At 67.8% G+C, this 16,351-nt stretch carries 12 protein-coding genes and 2 pseudogenes; 7 read left to right on the top strand and 7 right to left on the bottom strand.

The genetic code is table 11. The features are described 5' to 3' along the window. From A5733_RS28185 to A5733_RS05960, 6 genes and pseudogenes are all read left to right on the top strand, one after another. Window positions 1–70 (top strand): annotated as a pseudogene (locus A5733_RS28185) (hypothetical protein); the annotation flags it as partial. 955 nt (window positions 71–1,025) lie between these two features. Then, entirely contained in the window at window positions 1,026–2,039 is a 1,014-nt protein-coding gene (locus A5733_RS05940) for a hypothetical protein (RefSeq protein WP_076239461.1), read from the top strand. 39 nt (window positions 2,040–2,078) lie between these two features. Further along, entirely contained in the window at window positions 2,079–3,065 is a 987-nt protein-coding gene (locus tag A5733_RS05945) for a MaoC family dehydratase (protein ID WP_076239462.1), read from the top strand. After that, complete coding sequence (locus A5733_RS05950) at window positions 3,065–4,177, top strand: CoA transferase (RefSeq protein ID WP_083666020.1); 1,113 nt, start codon at window positions 3,065–3,067, stop codon at window positions 4,175–4,177. The genes A5733_RS05945 and A5733_RS05950 overlap by 1 nt, the downstream gene beginning before the upstream one ends. Beyond that, window positions 4,171–5,448 carry an amidohydrolase family protein gene (locus A5733_RS05955; protein WP_076239464.1) on the top strand — a complete coding sequence of 426 codons (1,278 nt, stop codon included), beginning with the start codon at window positions 4,171–4,173 and terminating at the stop codon, window positions 5,446–5,448. Before A5733_RS05950 ends, A5733_RS05955 begins: the two co-directional genes overlap by 7 nt. 149 nt (window positions 5,449–5,597) lie before the next feature. Continuing rightward, a pseudogene (locus A5733_RS05960) lies at window positions 5,598–6,296 on the top strand (aminotransferase class I/II-fold pyridoxal phosphate-dependent enzyme); the annotation flags it as partial. 166 nt (window positions 6,297–6,462) lie between these two features. On the opposite strand, the gene A5733_RS05965 reads toward A5733_RS05960, so the two are convergent. The 4 genes from A5733_RS05965 to A5733_RS05980 form a co-directional block, all read right to left on the bottom strand. Further along, on the bottom strand, window positions 6,463–9,597 hold the full coding sequence (locus A5733_RS05965) for an RND family transporter (protein WP_233152635.1): 3,135 nt from the start codon (window positions 9,595–9,597) through the stop codon (window positions 6,463–6,465). 144 nt (window positions 9,598–9,741) lie between these two features. Further along, the gene (locus tag A5733_RS05970) at window positions 9,742–10,176 is read right to left on the bottom strand and encodes a DUF6188 family protein (protein ID WP_064896272.1); all 435 of its coding nucleotides are present in this window, start codon (window positions 10,174–10,176) and stop codon (window positions 9,742–9,744) included. Window positions 10,177–10,250: 74 nt separating this feature from the next. Beyond that, a complete protein-coding gene (locus tag A5733_RS05975) occupies window positions 10,251–10,922 on the bottom strand; it encodes a TetR family transcriptional regulator (RefSeq protein ID WP_064896270.1) in 672 nt (223 codons plus the stop codon). Beyond that, the gene (locus tag A5733_RS05980) at window positions 10,919–11,389 is read right to left on the bottom strand and encodes a PaaI family thioesterase (protein ID WP_064896268.1); all 471 of its coding nucleotides are present in this window, start codon (window positions 11,387–11,389) and stop codon (window positions 10,919–10,921) included. The genes A5733_RS05975 and A5733_RS05980 overlap by 4 nt, the downstream gene beginning before the upstream one ends. Before the next feature lie 203 nt (window positions 11,390–11,592). Here A5733_RS05980 and A5733_RS05985 point away from each other — a divergent pair, with 203 nt between their 5' ends. Next, the gene (locus A5733_RS05985; protein WP_064896266.1) at window positions 11,593–12,285 is read left to right on the top strand and encodes a TetR/AcrR family transcriptional regulator; all 693 of its coding nucleotides are present in this window, start codon (window positions 11,593–11,595) and stop codon (window positions 12,283–12,285) included. Between the two features lie 221 nt (window positions 12,286–12,506). Here the strand turns inward: A5733_RS05985 and A5733_RS05990 are convergent, their stop codons facing one another. The 3 genes from A5733_RS05990 to A5733_RS06000 are packed head-to-tail and all read right to left on the bottom strand — an operon-like array spanning window position 12,507 to window position 16,349. After that, window positions 12,507–12,920, bottom strand: coding sequence for a DUF6262 family protein (locus A5733_RS05990; protein WP_064896264.1), 414 nt, complete (start codon window positions 12,918–12,920; stop codon window positions 12,507–12,509). Further along, complete coding sequence (locus A5733_RS05995) at window positions 12,917–15,157, bottom strand: tyrosine-type recombinase/integrase (protein ID WP_076239466.1); 2,241 nt, start codon at window positions 15,155–15,157, stop codon at window positions 12,917–12,919. Before A5733_RS05995 ends, A5733_RS05990 begins: the two co-directional genes overlap by 4 nt. Further along, window positions 15,144–16,349 carry a tyrosine-type recombinase/integrase gene (locus A5733_RS06000; protein ID WP_003891614.1) on the bottom strand — a complete coding sequence of 402 codons (1,206 nt, stop codon included), beginning with the start codon at window positions 16,347–16,349 and terminating at the stop codon, window positions 15,144–15,146. Before A5733_RS06000 ends, A5733_RS05995 begins: the two co-directional genes overlap by 14 nt. Window positions 16,350–16,351 lie beyond the last annotated feature (2 nt).

The following is a 16,351-nucleotide window of genomic DNA, read 5'->3' on the forward strand; positions in this document are numbered from 1 at the left end:
GGCCCACCCCGGGCGCCCGGATGTGCTGACCGCGTGGATGGACGCCTCGGTGATCGACGAGTGCACGCCATCGCCATCCTTTTCGCGCGCGACGCGGAGGAACATGCGCGCTGCATCGGCGAACACGACAAGCACCTGGCCCGGTTCCCCGGTGTCCGCAGCCTGTCGTATCTCGATCTCAACGCGAACCCACCCTTCAACTACGCTCACGACCACTTCGGCTTCCGGGATCGGTTGTCGCAGCCGGCGGTCAAGGGCGCCGGCGAGGAGCCGACACCGGGCTCCGGCCCGGCGCTGGAACCGGGGGAGTTCATCCTGGGTTATCCCGACGAGAACGGTCCGCCGGCCGGTCTCCCGGAACCACAGGTGTTGTCGCGCAACGGCAGTTACCTGGCTTACCGCCGGTTACGTGAGCATGTCGGGGTCTTCCGCGACTTCCTGCGCGCAGGCGCCGACACACCCGACGCGCAGGAGTTGCTGGCCGCCAAACTCATGGGTCGCTGGCGCAGCGGGGCCCCGCTGGTGCTGGCTCCGGACCGGGATGACCCGGAGCTGGGGGCAGATCCGATGCGCAACAACGACTTCAACTACAAGGAGATGGATCCGCACGGTTATGCCGTGCCACTGGGATCCCACGCACGACGGTTGAACCCGCGGGATACCGCCCACAACATGAACCGGCGACGGATGATCCGCCGGGGCGCCACCTATGGTCCGGCCCTACCGGAAGATGCGCCTGACGACGGCCTGGACCGTGGCATCGCCGCATTCATCATCTGCGCCAGCCTGGTCCGCCAGTTCGAGTTCGCCCAGAACGTCTGGATCAACGACCCGTCGTTCCACGAGCTCGGCAACGAGCACGACCCGATCTGCGGAACACAAGACGGCACGCTTGATTTCACCGTGCCGCGCCGGCCGATCCGCAAGGTGTTCAAGGGTCTGCCGGCATTCACCACCGTGTTGGGCGGCGCCTACTTCTTTCTCCCCGGAATCAATGCGCTGCGGTACCTCGCGGAGGGTCAGGCATGAGCACCCTCAGGCGCGCGCGCACGTACAACCAGAGCCATGTGGCGCGACCACCTTCGGGCGGGCGGCGGATCAGCATCTACTGGACGTGGAGCTACCCCTGGGAATCGCAACGCAGCCCCGCCGAGATGGACAACCGGTTCTCCACGATGACCGAGGTGCGCAACGCGCTGTGGCCGGCCTACGAGACGCCCGAGTATGACGCAGCCAACTTCCTGCAGGGCGTGGCGGGAACGTTGGAACTGTTCCACCGGTCCACCCTGGCTTTCCAGCAACTCGCCGAGGAGGTCACCGGCCACCCCGTCGCGGTCTTTCAACGCATCGACCAGGCGGGCTATCAGCTCGGAATCGACGAACGGATCTTGGACGACACCGACACGCTGATGGTGTTCGGCCTCGACCACCTGCCGTCCGGGCAGGAGGCCACGGCCGACGAGATCGCCGCATTGCAAGTCTGGCTGCAGCGGGAGGGCACCTGTCTGGTGCTGGCGCCACATCACGACGTCGGCTTCACCGAGGATCTCGGCCAGCGGCAAGTCGAACATGAGCATCACGGTGACCCGCTCGTGCCCCGCCGGCAACGGTTCGGCCGCTACACCCGGTCCCTCATGGCGGCGCTCGACGTACCGGTACGCAACATCTGGGGCCTGCGACCGGCGGTGGTGCCCGGCACCGGCGAGATTGCGCCGCTGACCATGGCGCGGGATCTCGACCGGCTGCGACTGCTGGACAACGTCACCACCTTCAATTTCCACCCACACCTGCCGCACTATGAGCTGACCGCGCCGGAAAGTGACGGGTTGCATGTCCTCGGCCGCCAGCGCGTCGACCCCGATCGGCCGCATCCGTTCACCGCGGCCGGCGAGACCGAACTCAATGCCTTGATCTGGTTGCCGCCGACCGGGCGTCGGGCCGGGAACATCGTCCTGGTCGACTCGACCAACTTCACCACGCTTTTCGGTGGCACGGAAAGCCTCAGGAACTTCTGGCACAACCTGGCCACGATGGTGTGAGGCCAGGCCGTCGGTGCGCCATGACTAGCATGTGACTCCATGGCAGCGCCTCATCGGACATTCGGTGGCCCGTTCTTCGACGACCTCACCGTCGGTCAGGTGTTCGACACGGCCCCGTCGATGACGCTGACCGCCGGTGCCGCCGCCGCGCATCAGGCGATCCTCGGTGACCGGTTGCGGTTGGCGCTGGACGCCGAACTCGCGACCGCGGTGACCGGTGAGCCCGGCCCGCTGGCGCATCCGGCGTTGGTCTGCGATGTGGCGATCGGTCAGAGCACGCTGGTCACCCAGCGGGTCAAGGCCAACCTGTTCTACCGGGGGCTGGCGTTTCACCGCTGCCCGATGATCGGGGACACCCTTTATACCCGGACGGAAGTGGTTGGTCTGAAACAGAATTCGGCCAAGCCGGGGCGTGCGGCCACGGGTCTGGCCGCGCTGCGGATGACCACCGTGGATCAGAAGGATCGCAAGGTTCTGGACTTCTACCGCTGCGCGATGCTGCCGCTGTCCGACGATTCCGTCGACACCGGCCATGCCGACGACCTGTCCACCATCGGGGCCGACGTGCCGACCCCGGATCCAACCGCCGGCTGGGACGGTGACGCCTTCCGAACCCGGGTACCGGGGCCGCATTTCGACGCGGACGTGGCCGGCGCGGTGCTGCACAGCACCGCCGACGTCGTCAGCAGCGCCCCGGAATTGGCCCGGCTGACCTTGAACATCGCTGCCACCCACCACGATTGGCGGGCCGGTGGGCAGCGTCTGGTGTACGGCGGGCACACGATCGGGCTGGCGTTGGCCCAGGCCGGCCGGTTGCTGCCGAACCTGGTCACCGTGCTGGGCTGGGAGTCGTGCGACCACACCGGTCCGGTGCACGAGGGCGACACGTTGTTCAGCGAGCTGCACGTCGAATCGGCCGAGGCCGGGGTGCTGCGGCTGCGGTCACTGGTGTACGCGGCAAGTGGACCCGACGGCGGTGAGGATCGCCAGGTGCTGGACTGGCGGTTCAGCGCGCTGCAGTTCTGATGACACCGTTGGCGATCCCGCGGGCCGTGCTGAGGCAGGCCCAGGCGATCGCCGACGACTTCGCCGCGCACACCGGCGTCGCGGTGGATGCCGCCGAACTGATCACCGGCCGCGCCGCGTTACTCGATATCGCCCCTGCCGGACAGGTTTCGGCCGGCGGGGCGACGCGATTGCTCGGCGCCCGCGACGGTTGGATTGCCCTGACCCTGTCACGTACTGACGACATCGCCACGGTTCCCGCCTTGCTGCAGGCCGATTCGATTGACGACGACCCGTGGCCGGAGATCGGGACGTGGACGGCGGCCATCACGGCGGCCGAAGCGGTTGAACGGGCGCGACTGCTCGGACTGCCGGTGGCCGTGCTCGGTGAGACATCGGCGACGCCCCCGGTGGTGACGCCACTGGGCTCCGGCAAACCGGGCCCGCTCGACGGAATGTTGGTGGCCGACCTGTCGTCGATGTGGGCCGGCCCGTTGTGCGGCCAGCTGCTGGCCCGGGCCGGGGCCACCGTGGTGAAAGTGGAGAGCACCGGCCGGCCCGACGGTACCCGCGCCGGGTCCCCGGAGTTCTTCGACTGGATGAACGGTGGAAAGCTTTCGTATGTCGTCGATTTCGACGCTCCGCAGGAGCTGGCCGCCCTGCTGTGTGCCGCCGACGTGGTGATCGAGTCGTCGCGTCCGGCGGCGTTGGCCCGGCGCGAGCTGGGACCGGTCACCGTCGCGGCCCGGCCGGGCCGGATCTGGCTGCGCATCACCGGACACGGCGCCGAAGGTGAGCGGGCGGACTGGGTGGCGTTCGGTGATGACGCCGCGGTATCCGGTGGGCTGGTCGGATATCGCGATGGCACACCGGTGTTCCTCGGGGACGCCCTGGCCGACCCGCTGACCGGATTGCAGGCCGCCGCCGCCATCGCGGCCTCGCGGGGACGTGGCGGCGGTGAACTCATCGAGTTGTCGATGGCGGCAGTGGCTGCCGGTTACCGGTGCCAAACCGCAGATCAGATCGAGGTGACGCCCTCACGCCCGGCCATCGCCTCAACCGGCCGCGAACTCGGGGTCGACAACGCCGCCGTGCGGGCGCTGGTGGCGCAAAGGAACACGGCCCCATGCTGATTCGCCGCGCGACCCTGCTGGACGGCCGCGTCACCGACATCCTCGTCGGCGAGACCATCGAAGCGGTCGCCGAATCACTGCCGGCCGAGCCCCAAGAGCAGGTGATCGACGCCGCGTTCGCCACGGTGATCCCGGGACTGCACGACCACCATCTGCACGTGCACTCCGCTGCGGCCGAACAGGATTCGGTTCGCGTCGGCCCCGCCGAGGTGGCCGACGAGGCCGCGTTGGCCTCGGTGTTGGCGGCCGCAGCGCCCGGCAGTGACGGCTGGATCCGCGCCGTCGGCTACCACGAGGCGGTGGCCGGTCCGCTGGACCGCCGCCGGCTCGACCGGCTGTCCGCGGACGTTCCGGTACGGGTGCAACACCGCAGCGGAGTGTTGTGGACGGTGAACTCGGCGGGGTTGGCCGCCCTCGGTCTGACCGAGCACCCCGACGGGATCTTGCGCAGCGCCGACCACACCTGGTCGGACACGCTGCAACGCCGGCCCGCCGCGGTTGCCGAGTTCAGCGACACCCTCGCCGGCTACGGCGTCACCGGCGTCACCGATGCCACGCCGGACCTACGACCCGAGGACCGTCCGGTCGGTCTGCGTCAGCGCGCGCACTACCTGGCACCCGGTAAGCGCATCCTGCACGACGACAGCCTCGACCTGGAGGCGCTGACGGCGTGGATCGCCGAGCGGCACCGGGCCGGCGCTCCGGTGGCCGTGCATTGCGTGACCTCGGCACAACTCGTCGTCACCATCGCCGCGCTACGGGCGGCGGGCAGCCACCCCGGTGATCGGATCGAACACGCCGCGATGGTGCCCGCCGACGTCGTCGACGATCTCGTCGCCCTGGGCGCCACCGTCGTGACCCAGCCCAACTTCGTCGCCGAGCGCGGCGACCAGTACCGCACCGACGTGCCGGCCGATGAGCAGGATCAGCTGTGGCGGGTGGCGACGCTGCTGGACGCCGGCGTCCCGGTGGCGCTGTCCACCGACGCGCCGTTCGGTGCTGCCGACCCATGGGCCGCCATGCGCGCGGCCGTGCATCGCCGTACCCCGGCCGGTGTGGTGCTGAACCCGGCCGAGCGCATCACCGCAGTTCGCGCGCTGACGCTGTTTTTCGGCAGTACCGAGCATCCGGCCGTCCCACGCCGCATCGCCGCCGGCGAGCCCGGTGACCTGTGCCTGTTGGCTGCCGCGCCGCAGCGGGTACTCGATGAGCTCGACGCCGCCCTGGTGGCCACCACCATCATCGGCGGTGAAGTGGTGTTCCAGCGCTGATCTCTGTGTTGACTTTGAACTGACGCCGCAGTTGTGCGGGTGGCGGTGTGCGTGGTTTCAAAGTCAACGCAAAGTCAACGCAACCGGACCGGCGGTGACCAGGGGTGTGGGGGTCGGGTCGATGTGGGTATTCCACCGCCATGAGCGGTATGGACCAGGCCGAAGCGCCGCTGCTTGACGCGCTGAACAAGTACCACAATTCGAACCATTACGGGTTTTCGCCGCCGGGGCATCGGCAGGGTCGCGGTGTCGACCAGCGGACGCTGCAGGTGCTGGGTCGCGAACCGTTCCTCAGCGACATCCTGGCCAGCGGAGGGCTCGATGACCGCAAGATGAGCAACGGGTACCTCAAGCGGGCCGAGGACCTGATGGCCGACGCTGTCGGCGCAAAAGTGGCGTGGTTTTCCACCTGCGGCAGCTCGCTGTCGGTCAAGGCCGCGATGATGGCCGTCGCCGGGCAGGACGGCAGCTTGCTGCTCAGCCGGGACAGCCACAAGTCGGTGGTGGCCGGCCTGATCTTCTCCGGTTTGGTGCCGCGCTGGATCACGCCGCAGTGGGACACCGAACGGCACCTGTCGCACCCGCCGTCCCCGCAGCAGGTCGAAGAGGCCTGGCAGCGTCATCCCGACGCCGCCGCCGCGTTGATCGTCAGCCCGAGCCCGTATGGCACCTGCGCCGACATCGAAGGCATCGCCGAGGTCTGCCATGCGCGGGGCAAGCCGTTGATCGTCGACGAGGCATGGGGAGCGCACCTGCCGTTCCACGAGGACCTGCCGACGTGGGCGATGAATGCCGGTGCCGACGTGTGCGTGGTGAGTGTGCACAAGATGGGTGCGGGCTTCGAGCAGTTATCTGGGGTCAGATTCTGATGTTCACTGTTGTTCCCGTTGAGGCGAGTTGGCCTGGCTTGGCGTGATGGGTAACAGGCTGGGCTGCCGGTGTTTCCGGTTAGGGGTTGGTTGGTGCGGTCTGGCTGGCGCGATGGTTCGGGAGCCCATCGCTTCGTCGCCGCCATCATGGCGGGCTGCCGTCGGTGACGGGTGCGGTGACTTGTTGGGGGTGGGTGCGGGTGTTGGTTCTTAGTGGCGGGTGGCTAGTTGTGGTGGTGGAGTGGCTGGTGGTTGTTGGGCGGTGGGTGGCGCGTTGGGGCCACCAGCTGGCTTCGCGTAGGAGTGTGGCGATGGCGGGGACGGTGAGGGTGCGCACGAGGAAGGTGTCGAGTAGGAGTCCGCAGCCGATGATGAGGCCGGCTTGGATCATGATGGCCACTGAGCCGACCATGAGGCCGAACATGCTGGCGGCGAAGATGAGGCCGGCTGAGGTGATGACGGAGCCGGTGTTGGCGACGGTGCGCAGGACGCCGACGCGGATGTTGTGTCCTGATTCTTCGCGTAGTCGTGAGACGAGCAGCATGTTGTAGTCGGCGCCGACTGCGACCAGGATGATGAACGCGAGTAGTGGTACTGGCCAGGCGATTTCGTGTCCGAGTCCCCATTGGAAGATGAGGACGCCGATGCCCAGTGAGGCCAGGTAGTTGAGCACGACGGTGCCGAGCAGGTAGAGCGGGGCGAGCAGGGCGCGCAGTAGTAGTACCAGGATGAGTCCGACGATGAGCAGTGTGGCGAGGGCGAGTTGGGTGAAGTCGGCTCGCAGCAGTCGTTGGATGTCGGAGTTGACGGCGGGGAACCCGGCAACGGAGACGGTGGCTTGGTGCAGTGAGGTGTTGGGGCGTGCAGCGTTGGCGACGTCGGTGATTTCGTGTGCGAGGCGGGTTGCTTCGGCGCTGTAGGGGTCGTGGCTGGTTTCGATGGCAAAGCGTGCTGTTTTTCCGTCTGGGGAGAGGAATTGTTTTGCCATATCGGTGAATTGGCGGTTTTGGAAGGTGTTGGCGGGCAGGTAGAAGCCGCTGGAGGAGTCCGAGTTGGCGGTGGCGCGGGCGGCGTTTTGGAGTTGGGTGGCGATCCGGCTCATCCCGGACAGCATTTCGATGTTGCTGTCGGCCAGTGCGTGGACGCCGGTGGCCAGTGCTTGGGCGCCTGAGGCGAGTTGGCTGATGCCGTCTTGGAGGCGTCGGATGTTGCCGGCGAGGTCGGCGGGGTCTCCGAGGGTTGCGAAGGCTTTGTCGAGGGTGGTGACCGCGGTGTGGACGGTGGCCAGGGTGCCGGCGACGGTGGCGTTGGTGTCGGGGTTGTAGCGATCGCCGAGTTCGGCGATCTGGGTGAACAATCCGCTGTCGCGCAAGCTCACCAGTGTCTGGACTTGGTCGCGGATCTGGGCGCATTGGGGTGTGGTGGCACACCACGGGGAGGTGTTGAGGGCGCCGGTGAGGGGGTCGAGGACGGCGATGGCGTGTTGGGCTTGTTCGGCCAGGGGTCGCAGTCCGGGACCGGATTGGATGGCGCGGTCGATGCCGGGGGCGGTGGCCGAAAGTTGTTGCAGCAGGGGTCGGAACTGTTGAATCTGGGTGCCGGCGGACTGGGCTTGGGTGAGTGTCGCGGTGAGGGGGGTCAGGGCGGTGCGCAGGGTGGTGTCGAGTTGGGCCAGGCCGCCGGCGAGTTGGTCGGCGCCGGCGGTGAGCTTGGTGAGGTCGTCTTTTCTGGCGTTGCCGTCGGCGACGGCGCCGGCCATCTTGTCGCCGATCTGGCCGTTCTGCCAGGAGAGTTGGGCTTGTTCGAGGCGGGCTCCGGTGGGGCGGGTGACGCCGGACACTGTGGTGACGCCGGGGATCTGGGAGACGCGGGAGGCCATTTCGTCGAGGTCGGCGAGCCCTTTTGCGGTGCGCATGTCTGTGGGGTTTTCCACGACGAGGAATTCGGTGATGACGATGTCTTTGGGGAAGTGGCGGTCGAGGAGTTGGTAGCCCTGGTTGCTGGCGGTGGTGGCGGGCTGGCCTTTGCGGTCGTCGTAGCTGATCTTCATCGTGGTGGTGGCCGCGGCCAGGGTCAGCAGGATGACCAGGCTGGCGATCAGCAGGGGCACGGGTCGGCGGACCACCGCGACCGCGACGCGGTTCCAGTAGCGGCGGGTGCGGTCGGGTTTGGGGTCGCCGATGCCGCGTCGGGCGGCCAGCGCCAGCACCGGTGGCAGCAGCGTTACGGTGGCCAGGAATCCGAACATGACCGCGACCGCGCAGGCCGGGCCGAGGGCGGCGAACACGCTGAGTTGAGCGAACACCATGGCCAGGAAGGCGAAGGCGACGGTGGCCGCCGAGGCCAGGATGACCCGGCCGATGCTGGCGGTGGCGTGCACGATGGCCTGTTCGGGCGGCACCTGTGCGCGGCGCTGCTCGTGGTAGCGGCTGATCAGAAACACCGTGTAGTCGGTGCCGGCTCCCAGCAGGATCGCGGTCATGAACGCCACGGTGAATTGCGAGACCGGCATTCCCAGCTGGCCCAGGGCCGAGAGCACACCGCGCCCGACGACCAGGCTCACCGCGATCACCAGCAGCGGCAGCAGCGCGGTGAACACCGAGCGGTACACGATGAGCAGGATCACCGCGATCAGGCCGGCGGTGGCGATCGAAATCAGCACCAGGTCGTGTTCGGCGGCGGCGATCTGGTCGCTGAACGTGGCGGGCGGGCCGGTGACGTACGCGGTGGTCGACGTGCCGGCGAACACCTCGGCGGCGATGTCGCGCACCGCTTGCACGGATTCGGCGGCGGCGGGATCGCCCAGGGTGCCGGCCACCCCGACCGGCAGAAACCAGGCCTTGCGGTCGGCGCTGACCGCCTGCGCCGCGGTGATCGGGTCGGCCAGCAGATCCTGAACCAGCAAGACGTGGGCGGTGTCGCCGCGTAGCCGCGCCACCAGGTCCTCGTAGCGCTCCCGCGTCGCGGGGGTCAGCCCGGCGGGGTCTTCCATCGCGACGAACACCATGGTCTTGGAACCTTGTTCGCCGAACGCCGCGCTCATCCGGTCCACCGTCTGAAACGACGGCACATCATGGGGGAGCAGCTCCGCCGATTGCTGGCGCACCACGGTTTCCAATTGGGGAAACAGCAGTGCCAGCACCACCGCGACGCCGAGCCAGGCGCCGATCACCAGCGCCTTGTGCCTCACCGTGAACCTCGCCAGCGCCGCCAACCGCGCGCTGTACTCGCTGGAATCCGCCGGTTCGGCCACACGGCGGTATCGCCGCCGAGCATTCATCGCGGTGCCCGAACCATCCGGATCGCTGTCGGTCACTACCCCTCCACCCAAGCAAAGGAACTATCGGTATCGCTACGCTACTAGCAGTACCACCGTGGTTGGCGCTGCGCGTCCGCGGGTGCCGCGCGGCGCGTATGGGGGCCGCTAGTGACCTGCGCCGATGCCGGCGTCGGTGTCGTCGGCGTCGGGGATGTCGTGGCGGACCACCCGGACCCGGCCACGCGGCAGGCAGGCCATGTATCCGTGGCGTTTGCCGTAGAGCTCCCAGGCGGTGGCGTGCGCGTCGGCCTCCACATCGATGCGGTGCCCGCGGGAAAAACCCAGGTGCAACGCGCCGTCATCGCCGTACCGGGCGTGCGTGCACACCGCGCCGGCCAGGTCGAGCAGCGGGCGTTCGTGCACCGCGACCCGGTTGGGATCGATGAGCACTTGTTCGGCCGGAAAGTCCCCGACGGGCGGCAGCGTCAGCCGCAGGGGACGCGAAATCACCAGCTCGCTGTAGCCATCGAGGTCCAACACCAACCCGTCGCGCAGCGACACGCGTTGCACGACGCAGTCTTCGATCCATTGGGTGAACATGGCGCCTCCTTCGACACGTCTTCGGGCCGCATCTGAAGGGTACGGTAAGTATCGCTGCGATACTATTAGTATCGTTAACTGTTGGGGGTGAGCGAGGCCAGGCGATCCACGATGCGCCGGCTGGCCCGATCGATGCGGTCACGGGTCTGGGCCGCCGAGGCCCGCCGGCCGATGAACGCGGTCAGGTTCGCCAGCCAGATGTCGGCGAGGAGCTCGGCGACCGGCTGATCGAGCGGCCCGGGCGTGCCGCCGCCCAGGGTGTGGGCGAGCAGGCGCTCGATGACCGCGGCGGCCTCGTCGAGGGCGGCCGCCGCGGTGCTGTCGGCGGCCACGAATGCCCGCGTCATGGCCTCGGTGAGATGGATGTCGTGCTGCCAGCGGTCGTGCAGATACCCGGTCAGCCGATCCAGGCGCTGCTGAGGTGTCGTGCCGGTGGCGGCCCAGTCCTGGGCGGCTTGCAGCCGCCCGAATTCTCGGGCCAGCGCCGAGACCAGCAGGTGGGTCTTGGACGGGAAGTAGCGGTAGAGCGTGCCGACCGCGATACCGGCCCGCTCGGCTACCGTGCGCATCCGCACCGCCTCATACCCGCCCGCGGCGGCCACTACCAGCGCCGCATCCAGAATCGCCTCTCGGTGTCGCGTCGGCGTGCGCGGACGCGGCGGCGCGGTCGGATGTGGCGCCACCGGCGGCGAATCTGCCTGGGCGTGTTGGCGTTTGGGGTGGACGCCGGTGTCGGTCGCGGTCACGGTGACGGGTCGTGCGGGTCGGCGCGGGCCCGGCTGCTGCGGGTGAACCGTTCCAGCAGGCCATCGAACGCCGCCAGATCACCGTGGGCGGCGAAGTGCTCGGTGCTCACCACGACGAACACCGCGCTCGCGGTGAACCGGGTGACGCCGTCGGCGTCGGTGCCCGTCGCGCGGACATGCAGGGCGCGGCCGTTGCGCTCGGCGATGTGCGCGGTGATCCGGTGCGGTTGGTGCAGTGGCACCGGCAGCAGATACTCGACGGTCAGACTGCGTGTCACCGCCGGGGTGCCGGCGATCCACAACGTGAAGCCCAGCACGTCATCGCAGGCGGCCGCCACCGCGCCGCCGTGCGTCAATCCCGGCGCCCCGATGTGGCGTTCGTCGAAGGTCGCATCGGCATACACCTGCTCGCCGCAGCGATACACCACCAGCTGCAGGCCGTGGGGGTTGTCCGGGCCGCAGCCCATACAGTTCGGGGTGTGGGCGGGCAACCGTTCCGCGGGTGACCCCACCCCACGGTCACCGTCGGGTACCTCATCCCGACACGGCACATGCTCGGACACCCGATACCTCCAGTACGACCAGTTTCGCAACGCTACTGTTGGTACCATAAGTGTCGGGCGGGCGGGAACCGTTGGCCATAAAGGGGGAAGCGGCGAGGAGAGTGAGTGTGAGCAGCAGCCAGCCGGATCGAGTCCACGACGAAGACGACGACGAAATCGACCCCCGCCGCACCCGGTCCCGCAATCGCTTACTGGACGCCGCGGCCGCGCTGCTCAGCACCGGTGGTGTCGAGGCCGTCACCGTCGAGGCGGTCACCAAAGCCTCCAAGGTGGCCCGAACCACCCTCTACCGCCACTTCGGCAGTTCATCGCACCTGCTGGCGGCCACCTTCGAACGGCTGCTACCCCAAGTCACCCCGCCGGCACCGGCCAGCGGGACGGTGCGCGAACGCCTCATCGAACTGCTCACCCGTCAGGCGGCGCTGTTCGCCGACGCCCCGCTACACGTCACCATGCTGGCCTGGCTGTCCCTCGGGCCGACCGCAACCACCGACCACGCCGGCGGTGAACACGCGGCCGGCACGCTGCGCGCACGCGTCGTCGACCAATACCGACAACCCTTCGACGCCATCCTGCAAAGCGCCGACGCCCGCGCCGAACTCGACGACTTCGACGTGAACCTCGCGTTGTGCCAACTCATCGGGCCGCTCGCCTTCGCCCGCATGACCGGACTGCACACCATGACCCCCGCCGACACCGCCCGCATCGTCGACGACTTCCTCACCACGCATCAACGCAAAACCACCCCCACCGCACCCACACCGCCCGGCGACAACGGTGTGCCGGTCACCGCCGACTAACGCCGGTCCGCCGCCGGTTCAGCGACCAACCGATCGGCAGACACCGACACGCCCTGGAAAGATCTCCCCACCACAGCCCGCCGGGCCAAATCTTGTCGATGACCTGGCAATCGGGCCGACGGGCACGGGCGGGCACTCACGAGTTGGCCAGGAGGCCGGGAAGGCCTCCGTCACGGCGGGCCAGGCCGTGACCGCAGCACACCTCGGGGGGCGTACTGGGCTCAGGGGGTCTGTTCGTGCAGGGTGTCGAGGTGGCCGTAGAGCAGCTCGATGGTTGATTGTTGTTCTGCGACGGTGGCTTTGAGTGCGGCGATCTCTTTGTCTTTGGCGGCGAGTTTGTGGCGCAGCGCGGCGTGGATGCTGGTTTCGCGGCCAGTCGATGCCGGTTGTCGGTCGGTATGCCGGCCGCGGTATTGCTCGATGACGGTCACCAGGTCGTCGTGTTTGTAGATGGTTTTGCGGGACACCTTGGCGCGGCGGGACACGGTGGAGAAGTTGATGGTGGCGTTGGTCTTGCGCAGGTGGGCGATCGCCTTCTCGATGTCGCGGCGCTTCTCATCGCTGCGGGCCCGGCGGTATTGGTCCAGCGCATCGAGTGCTTTCTGGGTGGGCGGTGGCGGCTTGGGGCGGCTCATCGCGGCGGGTCCGGGTCGGCCTTGCGCAGCACGGATTCGTGGCTTCCCCGGGTCGCGGTGCGCATGGTGGGTGCCCGGTTGGCGGTACCGGCTCCCGCGACACTGCTCGCGCTGCCATCGGTCACGTCGTCGCGGCGGAGCCGGTCGAGGATGGCATCCAGCGAGGCGATTTCGCGGCGACGTTCGTGGATCCACACGTTGTCGTCGGTGAGTTCGCGCCCGGTGCGGGCACGGTACTGCTTGCGGCGGATGTCGATCAGCTTCAGGGTCTTGGCGCGTTGGTCGACCAGTTCGTCGAGGTGGGTGGCGTCGGTGGCGAAATGCCCGCATGACAAGCAGGCGTTGCCCTTGTCGCAGGTGGCCACCGGCGGCAGCAGACATACCCCGTTGGGCAGCACCCGGTCGGTACGGGCCGAGAGTTGGGTCATGTCGTAGATGTCAGACGGGCTGATGGCGATGTCGGTGCCATGAGCGCCGATCTTTTTGTGTCGCAGGAACTCCGCTTCGGCCGTCGCTTGCAGGGTCGCCGCGTAACGCAGGGTCATCGCCGGCGAGGCGTGCCCGAGGTAGCGCTGCACCACATGGATGGGCACCCCGTCGTTGAGCAGTTCGGTGGCGCGGGTGTGGCGCAGCCGGTGGGTCTGGGAGAACCGCAGCGGGTGGCCGGCGGTGTCGGTGAGGCCGTGGATGGTGTCGAGCCGATTGAGGATCCGGCTGTAGGAGTCATAGCTGCGTGGTCGTTGGCCCTGGTGCTGGTAGCGCACCCCGAGGAACAGGTATTTCGGCTCGAAATACGGGTAGCGCCGCCGGATCCAGTCTTGCTGTTCGCTGATCACGTTGACCACGGCCTGCTCGACCAGGATGGTGGGCACCACCCCGTCGACTTTGGTCTGTTGGTAGCGCAGTTTGGCCACGAATCCGTCGGGATCGTCGGTGGCTCCGGCGGGGCGGTCGTGGCCCGGGATCGGTTGCAGTGGACTGTAATCGAGCATCAGAATCTCTGAGGCCCGGCGCCCGGTCAACGCTTGCAGCAGCCAGATGCGGGCCGCTTGCGGATCGCCGAGACCGGACACGACCGAGATGGTGGAATCGGGGTGGGTGATGACTACCGGTTTGCCCGTGTTGGCGGCCAGCACGTCGAGATAGCACAGCATCCGCTGTAGCTCGGAGGTCGAAAACCAGGTCAGCTCCCGGCCGCCGGTAGGGCGTCGGTTGCGAAACGCCGCACCCCACAACCGGGTATGGGTGTCGGTCAATCGGCTCCAGCGAGGATCTCCGGTCGCTGCCGCGGCTTCCTCAGCATGGTCCACCATGAACGTGTAGAACATCTGGATCTTGGACTGGACGACCGCGATCGTCGCCGCCGACAGTGGACGCTCCGGTTTGGCCCGCGCGGCAGGGGATTTGAGGTATTCGGTGAATTCGGTGAACAACAGCCGCAGCGCCGCCCGGTCGGTGCTGATCACCGGATCTTCGATCCCGCGTTCAGTCAAGAACGGGCCCAAGTGGCGGGTGATGCCGCGGGTGCGGCCGATCACCGACGACCAGCGCAGCAGTTCAGCCGTCAAGCAGGTGCGAAGCCAGAACCGTACCCCGTCGCGCAGCCAGGCCGGTTCGATCCCTCCGAGGCGTGCGACCTGGTCGTGGCAGGGTTCGTGCTCACGTTGCGGGATGCGGGGATCAGCGTCAAGATCCCAGATGTCATGCGCCCACCATGGGCGGTCAGTGCAGCGGACCGACACATACAGGTGCAGGTGCTCGATGAAACTGGTCACGTTGCGCCGAAACCCGGCCGAGGGCAGCCGGCCGGTGCGGCGCTCGAACTCGCGCACTCCGTGACGCACGATGGCCTCGGCGCTCAGATCAGCGATACTGACCGGGTGACGCCGGTGCTGGCGGTGGTAGTCGGCGGTGGCGATGCTCATTGCGCCGCTGGTCCATTTCAGCAGTGACGGTTCGATCTTGCGGCGTTGTTCGTGTCCACACACCCACACCCACCACGCGAGCTCGTCGCAGAACCGTTGCGGCACACCCTGTGGGGTGAAGTCGTGGCCGTCCGGGGTGGGCCGGTAGCGCGGGTTGTGCTGAAAGACCGTATTGGCCGGGGCGGTATCCAGGTGATAGACCAGGTTGCGCCACTGCGCGGGTACCTGTTGCCACTGCTGCGTCCACCGATCCTCGCCGCCACGATGGGTGGGCGCTGTGTGTGCCGGTGCAGGACTGTCATTGGCCGTCACGGTTCACCTTCCACCCGGCGACATAGTTCTTCCATTCGGCCAGCGTGCGCATCTGCGCGTCGGCGGTCACCCAGCCGTAGGTCGACAACGTGGTCTGCACGTCGGCGTGCCCGAGACGGCGCATCACCACATGCACATCCACCCCGGCCAGCAGCAGCGCGGTGGCGTGGGTGTGGCGCAGCCAGTGCGGCGTCCACTGCTCAGGCAGCACATCGGCGCGGCGGGCGGTGATCAGATCGACCTTGTCGTAGAGGGTTTCCGGTCGCAGCGGGGCGTAGCGCACGCCGCGCACCAGGTTGACGAACACGAAACACGACGCCAGGTCGCCGACCGCGATATCCGCGCCGGCGGCCACCAGCTGCCACACATACTCGGTGTAGAGGGCGACCAGATCGTCGCCGATGTAGATCCGGCGCGGGCCCGATTTCGCGCGCACCCCGTGCGGATGATCATCACGGCCCGCCACCAGTATCGACGGGGTACCACCACCGGCGATATCAAAGTCATGGTGGCGCAACGACAACGCTTCACCGATGCGCATGCCGGTTTCGGCCAGCACCGCAAAAAACAACCGATCACGCAGCCCCGCCCCGCCGCCCGACCATTCACCCGAGACTGTCTGGACACTGCACGCATCCAAGATCGCGTTGACCTGCACGGGCAGCAGCACCGGTGTTTCAGCGCGCTGCAGCCCGCGCAGCCGGTGAATCGGCCCATCGTGTTCGCGTCTCGGGCCGACCCCGGCCAGAAACGGTGCATAGCGGCCCCGCCGGGACGTCCGAGCATGACTGGCGTACAACCGCCGGTAGGGGCGCACCAGGTCATGGGCATCGGCGAAATACCGGTACATCGACAACACCGCCGCACTGCGCGGCAGCAGCGACGACTCGGCCAATCTCTGCTTTGGTTCACCGATACGGGCCACCCCGGGCAGATCCCCGGTACGCAGATAGGCCAGGAACTGGCCGAACAGACTGGTGGGGAAATCATCCCACGCCGTACCGGTACCTTCCAGCACCGTCCACCACGCCGCCAGCCCATAGGCATAGGCGCGCAACGTGTTCGGCGAGCTCCCTTGGTTACGCAGAAACGTCAGGTACTCGCGCGCCGGGGCCACGGGCAATTTGTCGGCGCCGACCACCGTGTAGGTGGGTGGTCGGTCCACAAAACGCACCCGCTGCACCTGTGCCACAG

The sequence above is a fragment of the Mycobacterium sp. NS-7484 genome, assembly GCF_001953975.1.
GTDB lineage: Bacteria > Actinomycetota > Actinomycetes > Mycobacteriales > Mycobacteriaceae > Mycobacterium.

Excerpts from the sequence above, each read along its gene's own strand:
- A5733_RS05980 (WP_064896268.1), bottom strand. The coding sequence starts at position 11,389 with ATGGGCTGCGGCCCGGACAACCCCCACGGCCTGCAGCTGGTGGTGTAT.
- A5733_RS05990 (WP_064896264.1), bottom strand. The coding sequence starts at position 12,920 with ATGAGCCGCCCCAAGCCGCCACCGCCCACCCAGAAAGCACTCGATGCG.
- A5733_RS05950 (WP_083666020.1), top strand. The coding sequence starts at position 3,065 with ATGACACCGTTGGCGATCCCGCGGGCCGTGCTGAGGCAGGCCCAGGCG.
- A5733_RS05965 (WP_233152635.1), bottom strand. The coding sequence starts at position 9,597 with ATGAATGCTCGGCGGCGATACCGCCGTGTGGCCGAACCGGCGGATTCC.
- A5733_RS05940 (WP_076239461.1), top strand. The coding sequence starts at position 1,026 with ATGAGCACCCTCAGGCGCGCGCGCACGTACAACCAGAGCCATGTGGCG.
- A5733_RS05970 (WP_064896272.1), bottom strand. The coding sequence starts at position 10,176 with ATGTTCACCCAATGGATCGAAGACTGCGTCGTGCAACGCGTGTCGCTG.
- A5733_RS05945 (WP_076239462.1), top strand. The coding sequence starts at position 2,079 with ATGGCAGCGCCTCATCGGACATTCGGTGGCCCGTTCTTCGACGACCTC.
- A5733_RS05955 (WP_076239464.1), top strand. The coding sequence starts at position 4,171 with ATGCTGATTCGCCGCGCGACCCTGCTGGACGGCCGCGTCACCGACATC.